This window comes from Yersinia thracica, from assembly GCF_902170565.1.
Lineage (GTDB): Bacteria > Pseudomonadota > Gammaproteobacteria > Enterobacterales > Enterobacteriaceae > Yersinia > Yersinia thracica.
Genome location: NZ_CABHXX010000004.1, coordinates 1 through 589 on the forward strand (window position 1 = coordinate 1; position 589 = coordinate 589).

Here is a 589-nt window from a genome sequence, read left to right on the forward strand (position 1 = left end):
CAGGAATATGGAAATGGCGGCGACTTTGATCAATGCAAACCAGAACTCCATTTCTGCAAACCATTTCACGCCAATCATGTTCATGGTGGCGACAATTGAAAGTGCGCCTAATGCAAATAACCATTGGGGTACATCAGAAAAAGTGCCCCAATAATGCATGTAGAGGGCAACGGCGGTGATATCGACTATCCCGGTCATTGCCCAGTTGAGAAAATACATCCATCCAGCAACATATGAGGCTTTTTCGCCGAGAAACTCACGGGCATAAGAAACAAAGCTGCCGCTGGAGGGGCGGTGTAAAATTAGTTCACCAAGAGCTCTGAGAATGAAAAAAGAGAAAATACCACAGATCAAATATACCAAGGCTAATGCTGGGCCAGCCATTTGCAAGCGAGCACCGGTGCCCAAAAATAAACCCGTACCAATAGAACCGCCGATCGCTATCATTTGTATATGACGTCGGCCCATACTTTTGTGATAGCCCGTATCATGAGAATCTAACCAGCGCTTTCTCGCGGCGTGATGGGTTTCTGCAGAGTGTTTTCCTGACATCATAGACATTCCCTATTTTCCTGTCTGTTGTACAATC

The 589-nt window shown here is 46.0% G+C and carries 1 protein-coding gene; it reads right to left on the reverse strand.

Features of this window, described 5'->3' with window-relative positions:
• A partial coding sequence (locus tag FTA91_RS00420) for an amino acid permease (RefSeq protein WP_186377332.1) occupies positions 1-555 on the reverse strand: 555 nt, incomplete at its 3' end.
• Positions 556-589: the final 34 nt, after the last annotated feature.